4 protein-coding genes are annotated in these 6,292 nt (G+C 51.9%); 1 reads left to right on the top strand and 3 read right to left on the bottom strand.

Annotated features, from left to right (window positions below; translation table 11 throughout):
- Positions 1-299: 299 nt before the first annotated feature.
- The 3 genes from yfcC to ackA all read right to left on the bottom strand — a co-directional run bounded on the left by yfcC (position 300) and on the right by ackA (position 5,442).
- Positions 300-1,820 carry a putative basic amino acid antiporter YfcC gene (gene yfcC, locus BZK41_RS07520; RefSeq protein ID WP_079937714.1) on the bottom strand — a complete coding sequence of 507 codons (1,521 nt, stop codon included), beginning with the start codon at positions 1,818-1,820 and terminating at the stop codon, positions 300-302.
- A gap of 199 nt (positions 1,821-2,019) precedes the next feature.
- Positions 2,020-4,164: a phosphate acetyltransferase gene (gene pta, locus BZK41_RS07515; protein ID WP_008785351.1), complete on the bottom strand. Its 2,145-nt coding sequence runs from the start codon at positions 4,162-4,164 to the stop codon at positions 2,020-2,022.
- A 75-nt stretch (positions 4,165-4,239) separates the two neighbouring features.
- Complete coding sequence (gene ackA / locus BZK41_RS07510; protein ID WP_003834770.1) at positions 4,240-5,442, bottom strand: acetate kinase; 1,203 nt, start codon at positions 5,440-5,442, stop codon at positions 4,240-4,242.
- Between the two features lie 339 nt (positions 5,443-5,781).
- Between ackA and yfbV the strand changes: the two genes are divergently transcribed.
- Positions 5,782-6,237 (top strand): terminus macrodomain insulation protein YfbV, encoded by a 456-nt coding sequence (gene yfbV, locus BZK41_RS07505; RefSeq protein WP_003028087.1) that lies wholly within the window; start codon positions 5,782-5,784, stop codon positions 6,235-6,237.
- Positions 6,238-6,292: the final 55 nt, after the last annotated feature.

Below are 6,292 nucleotides of genomic sequence, written 5' to 3'. Positions count from 1 at the left end.
TATAGATAGTACCCTGGGCATATACACGGTTATAAGTTATTTTTCAGGGTTTGTGATCTCTGGGAACTTAATTTTATTTATTGCATTGGTTTTATTTATCATATTCACTGGTAATATTTTAAAGTAATTAGCATAACCATTATGTATTTAATATCGATAATTATTATTAATGTTGTGAAATCGCTATGTTGAGGGGGAGTTGTTGCCGAAGTGGACGCGATTTTTCCGGCAACAAACTTTATTAACTACGTATGCCGGGTAAAACGCATTCGCGTTGCCATCCAGCATTAATTATTTAATTAATGGTAACCCATCATCTGCGCGCCAATCACCACTACGCTGGACATAATAAACAGCAGCCCCAACAGTGTAGCACCTACTTTCAGCCAGTTACGAAAATCCACCCGACAAACACCTAACGTAGCCATCAGAGATGCTGACGTCGGATAGATAATATGACTGAATCCGTCGCCAAACTGGAAGGCCAGGACTGTGACCTGACGGTTTACGCCAACCAGATCGCCCAGCGGTGCCAGTAGCGGCATGGTTAGCGCAGCCTGACCCGAGCCGGAAGTGACGAAGAAATTAAAAACCGCCTGGAACAACAGCATAAACCACGCCGCGATGGCGTTATCCAGCCCGCTTATGCCGTTGGCAATGCTGTGCAGCAGAGTGTTTAACACGCTGGCTTCACCCGCCTCCCCATTACCGACCAGCAGTAAAATGCCTTTGGCAAAACCAACCAGCAGGGCAGGGGCAATCATCATTCGTGCACCCTCAGTGAATGAGGAGGCCATAATGTTGACCGTCATGCCGTTGAGGCGAAAGACCACGCCGATAATGCCAATCACCAGGCCCATAGTGAAGAACTGACTGGCGATCTCTGGAATAAACCACGCATTGACGATAACGCCCCAGACAACCCAAATCATCACCGCGGTCAGCACCAGTAGCACCAGCCAGTCGCCCAACGTGAAGCGTCGTTCCACGACCTCATCCTGCTGCTCGCGAAAGAAGCGGTCGGATTCATGTACCCGGGACAAAAGCGGATTCTTTTTGATGCGTGCCGCATAGGCCAGCGTGAAGGTTAGTCCTATTAGTGTAGCGACCACCCAGACCACGATGCGCAGCCCGGAACCAGAGAGTACCGGCACCCCCGCAATACCTTGCGCGACCACCACGCAAAATGGGTTCATCCATGAGCTGGCGAAACCAATCTGAGTTGCGATATAGGTAACCAGAACGGTGGTGATACTGTCGTAACCTAGCCGGACCATCAAAGGCGCGATGATAATGGCAAAGGCAACAGCCTCTTCCCCCATGCCAAATACCGCGCCGCCTAAGGAGAAGAGAATAAACAGCACAGGGATAAACAGGACCTCGTTGCCCCGCGTATGGCGGATGAGCGCCAGGATGCCGTTATCAATGGTGCCGGTACGCATAACGATGCCAAATGCGCCGCCGATGACCAGCATAAACATAATGATGCCGACAGCAGTGCCGAATTTCGAGCCGGAGGTTAATCCTTCAAACGGGAAATTCATCAGGCCGGGGCGCTCATCTCCGGTAGAGAAAAACGTTACCCGGTGATACTGCTCTTCACCTGCGTCGTTGGTCAGAATACGAAAGGAATGGGGGTCAACCACCTTACGGGTTTTGGTTTGTCCATCAACCTGATATTGCACTTCCTGGCTGTCGAACATCCCGACGGGAACGACCCATGTCGCCAGACTGGTTAAAATGGCGACGAAAAAAATAATTACCAGCGTATCGGGCATCGCCCATTTTTTGGCTGGCTGTGATTCTGTTACTGCTGACATGAAAGACTATCCCTGTTGCAACGCAAAAGAGAGTAAGTATGCGAACAGAAGAATAGTTATTCATTGATGCAGCGCATCCAGGCAAATATTTCAGATTATACCAATGGGGAAAAAGACATAAAAAAACCGGAAATATCAGCTATTTCCGGTTTGATAAGCAGATGCGCTGCCGGATAAGAGATCCGGCACACTCAGCAAATTACTGCTGCTGTTGGGAAGACTGGATCGCGGTCAGAGCGATGGTGTAGACGATATCGTCTACCAGCGCGCCACGAGACAGGTCGTTCACCGGCTTGCGCATACCCTGCAGCATCGGCCCGATGGAGATCAGGTCGGCAGAACGCTGTACTGCTTTGTAGGTGGTGTTACCGGTGTTCAGATCAGGGAAGATGAACACGGTAGCGCGACCTGCAACCGGAGAGTTCGGCGCTTTGGATTTCGCTACGTCAGCCATAACAGCGGCATCGTACTGCAGCGGACCGTCGATCATCAGGTCAGGACGTTTTTCCTGTGCCAGACGGGTTGCTTCGCGAACTTTCTCTACGTCGCTACCTGCACCAGAAGTACCGGTGGAGTAGGAGAGCATCGCTACGCGCGGTTCGATACCAAAAGCAATTGCGGAATCAGCGGACTGAATCGCGATTTCTGCCAGCTGCTCTGCAGTCGGATCCGGGTTGATCGCGCAGTCGCCGTAAACGTAAACCTGATCCGGCAGCAGCATGAAGAACACGGAAGACACCAGGGAGCTACCCGGTGCAGTTTTGATCAGCTGCAGCGGCGGACGGATGGTGTTCGCGGTGGTGTGTACTGCACCAGAAACCAGACCGTCAACATCGTCCTGCTCCAGCATCAGGGTACCGAGAACCACGTTGTCTTCCAACTGTTCGCGGGCAACGGTTTCGGTCATACCTTTGTTTTTACGCAGTTCGACCAGGCGAGCAACGTAGCTTTCGCGAACCACATCTGGATCAACGATTTCTACGCCAGCGCCCAGTTCAACGCCCTGAGAGGCCGCAACACGGGTGATCTCATCCGGGTTACCCAGCAGTACGCAGGTTGCGATACCACGTTCAGCACAGATGGCTGCCGCTTTAACGGTACGCGGTTCGTCGCCTTCCGGCAGAACAACGCGTTTGCCCGCTTTGCGCGCCAGCTCGGTCAGCTGATAACGGAACGCTGGCGGAGACAGACGACGGCTACGCTCAGAGGTCGCAGTCAGGGATTCAATCCAGTCAGCGTTGATGTAGTTAGCAACGTATTCCTGAACTTTCTCAATGCGCTCGTGATCGTCAACCGGAACTTCCAGGTTGAAGCTCTGCAGGCTCAGAGAGGTCTGCCAGGTATTGGTGTTCACCATGAATACTGGCAGGCCGGTTTCAAATGCACGTTCGCACAGCTTAGTGATGCGCGCGTCCATTTCGTAGCCGCCAGTCAGCAGCAGGGCACCGATTTCCACGCCGTTCATGGCCGCCAGGCATGCTGCAACCAGCACGTCAGGACGATCTGCGGAAGTTACCAGCAGGGAGCCTGCGCGGAAGTGTTCCAGCATGTGCGGAATGCTGCGTGCGCAGAAAGTCACAGACTTCACGCGACGGGTGTTGATATCGCCTTCGTTAACGATGGTGGCGTTCAGGTGACGCGCCATATCGATTGCACGAGTAGCGATCAGATCAAAGCTCCATGGCACCGCGCCCAGAACTGGCAGCGGGCTGGATTCTTGCAGTTTAGCCGGATCAACTTTGATCACTTTCGCTTTGGAAGAGTCGTCGAAAATCTCGGACAGATCCGGGCGAGTACGGCCCTGCTCATCAACCGGTGCGTTCAGTTTGTTAACGATTACGCCGGTAATGTTGGTGTTTTTCGCGCCGCCGAAGCTGCTGCGAGTCAGTTCAATACGCTCGTTCAGCTGTTCCGGGGTGTCGGTACCCTGAGACATAACGAAGACGATTTCCGCGTTCAGCGTTTTCGCGATTTCGTAGTTCAGAGACTGCGCAAACTGATGTTTACGGGTTGGGACCAGGCCTTCAACCAGTACAACTTCAGCGTCTTTGGTGTTCGCGTGGTAGTTCGCGATGATCTCTTCCATCAGCACATCTTTCTGATTGCTGGACAGCAGAGATTCAACGTGGCTCATCTTCAGCGGCTCAGCGGCTGGCAGAGAAGAGTTAGCACGGACGATGCTGGTAGTCTGGTCTGGCGCATCGCCACCGGCACGCGGTTGAGCAATCGGCTTAAAGACGCTCAGACGAACGCCTTTGCGTTCCATTGCGCGGATCACGCCAAGGCTGACGCTGGTCAGGCCGACGCTGGTTCCGGTAGGGATCAGCATAATAATACGGGACACGGTTTATCCTCTTTCGTTACCGCCAATTTAGACGGGTTACAAAACAGCACCGCCAGCTAGGCTGGCGGTGTGAAATCAGGCAGTCAGGCGGCTCGCGTCTTGCGCGATAACCAGTTCTTCGTTGGTTGGGATAACCAGCGCAGGACGGGTACCTTCTTTGTTGATGAAACCAGATTTGCCGAAACGTGCGGCCAGGTTACGTTCGTGGTCAACTTCAAAGCCCAGAACGCCCAGTTTGCCCAGAGACAGTTCACGAACCATCGCTGCGTTTTCACCGATACCACCGGTGAAGACAACTGCATCCAGACGACCATCCATCAGAGCAGTGTAAGAACCGATGTATTTCGCCAGACGGTGGCAGTAAACGTCCATTGCACGTTTAGCGTCTTCTTTAGTAGCGTAGTTATCTTCAACATAACGGCAGTCGCTGGTGACTTCGGTCAGACCCAGCAGGCCGGACTCTTTGGTCAGCATTTTGTTGATCTGGTCAACGCTCATGCCCAGGGTGTCGTGCAGGTGGAAGATGATCGCCGGGTCGATGTCACCGGAACGTGTACCCATCACCAGACCTTCCAGTGGGGTCAGACCCATGGAGGTATCAACACATTTACCGTTACGGATAGCAGATACAGAACCGCCGTTGCCCAGGTGGCAAGTGATGATGTTCAGCTCTTCAACCGGTTTGTTCAGCACTTTTGCCGCTTCCTGAGTGACGAAGAAGTGGCTGGTACCGTGTGCGCCGTAACGACGAACGCCGTGTTCTTTGTACAGGCTGTACGGCAGAGCATAGAGGTAAGACTCTTCCGGCATAGTCTGATGGAACGCGGTGTCGAATACAGCCACGTTTTTGTCTTTCAGGTTCGGGAAGGATTTCAGCGCTTCTGCAATACCGATCAGGTGAGCCGGGTTATGCAGCGGTGCGAAAGAGGCGGAATCTTTGATGCCCTGGATAACAGAATCATCGATAACCACGGAGCTGGTGTACTTCTCGCCGCCGTGTACGATACGGTGACCAATAGCGGTCAATTGCGCAGACAATTCTGGTTTTTGTGCCAGAATAGTGTTAACGATAAAGTTCAGCGCTTCACTGTGAGCGGCGCCTGCACCTAAAGCCGCTTCTTGTTTACCGCCGTCCATTTTCCACTTGATACGTGCTTCTGGGAGATGGAAACATTCGGCTAAACCAGAGAGGTATTCTTCACCGTTTACTGCATCGATGATGGCAAATTTCAGTGAGGAGCTACCGCAGTTCAGAACCAGTACTAACTTACTCGACATGGAAGTACCTATTTATGATACGTGGCTAAAAAAACGTCAGGGAGTCATAGAGCGTAGCGCATGATGACACCGACGTTTATGATTAACATCATGCGCCATAGTCTTTTTGGGCACGATGGAATAAATACCTTTGAGTCTATGTCATTTTGCGTATTTTTCAGGCAATGGCATAATGTATGCCAATTTGACGACTCAATGATTTTGGACTACAGGCCTTACAGGCCGGCACAGGATACCTGAATGTGGGTATCAAAGACAAAATGTTTTGAACGATGTCCTTTGTAGTTGTTGTTTTGCACAAATTTTTTAATTTTTATATGTGAAGTTGAGGTAATCGCCATGTCGACACCGGATAATCGCTCCGTCAATTTTTTTAGCTTGTTTCGCCGGGGGCAGCACTATGCAAAGACGTGGCCAATGGAAAAGCGCCTTGCGCCTGTGTTTGTTGAGAACCGCGTGATCCGCATGACGCGTTACGCGATTCGTTTTATGCCGCCTATCGCCGTCTTCACCTTATGTTGGCAAATTGCGTTAGGGGGGCAGTTGGGGCCGGCCGTAGCGACTGCTCTGTTTGCGCTTAGCCTGCCGATGCAGGGGATGTGGTGGCTGGGAAAACGTTCCGTAACGCCGCTGCCGCCTTCAATACTCAACTGGTTCTACGAAGTTCGGGGTAAATTGCAAGAGGCCGGGCAGGCACTCTCTCCGGTTGAAGGAAAGCCGGATTACCAGGCGCTGGCTGACACGCTTAAGCGCGCCTTCAAACAACTGGATAAAACTTTCCTTGATGATTTGTAATTGACCCCTGATTACGCATATAAAAGAAGGCACAAGATGCCTTCTTTTTTTTCAT

The organism is Citrobacter sp. A316 (genome assembly GCF_002042945.1).
In the GTDB taxonomy this organism is placed as follows: Bacteria; Pseudomonadota; Gammaproteobacteria; order Enterobacterales; family Enterobacteriaceae; genus Citrobacter; species Citrobacter portucalensis.
The sequence above is the reverse complement of the archived record's forward strand: the minus strand, read 5'-3'. Positions and strand labels throughout refer to the sequence as shown.

Bases quoted from the DNA above. Each gene is read 5' to 3' on its own strand.
- yfcC (WP_079937714.1), bottom strand. From the start codon at position 1,820: ATGTCAGCAGTAACAGAATCACAGCCAGCCAAAAAATGGGCGATGCCC.
- yfbV (WP_003028087.1), top strand. From the start codon at position 5,782: ATGTCGACACCGGATAATCGCTCCGTCAATTTTTTTAGCTTGTTTCGC.
- ackA (WP_003834770.1), bottom strand. From the start codon at position 5,442: ATGTCGAGTAAGTTAGTACTGGTTCTGAACTGCGGTAGCTCCTCACTG.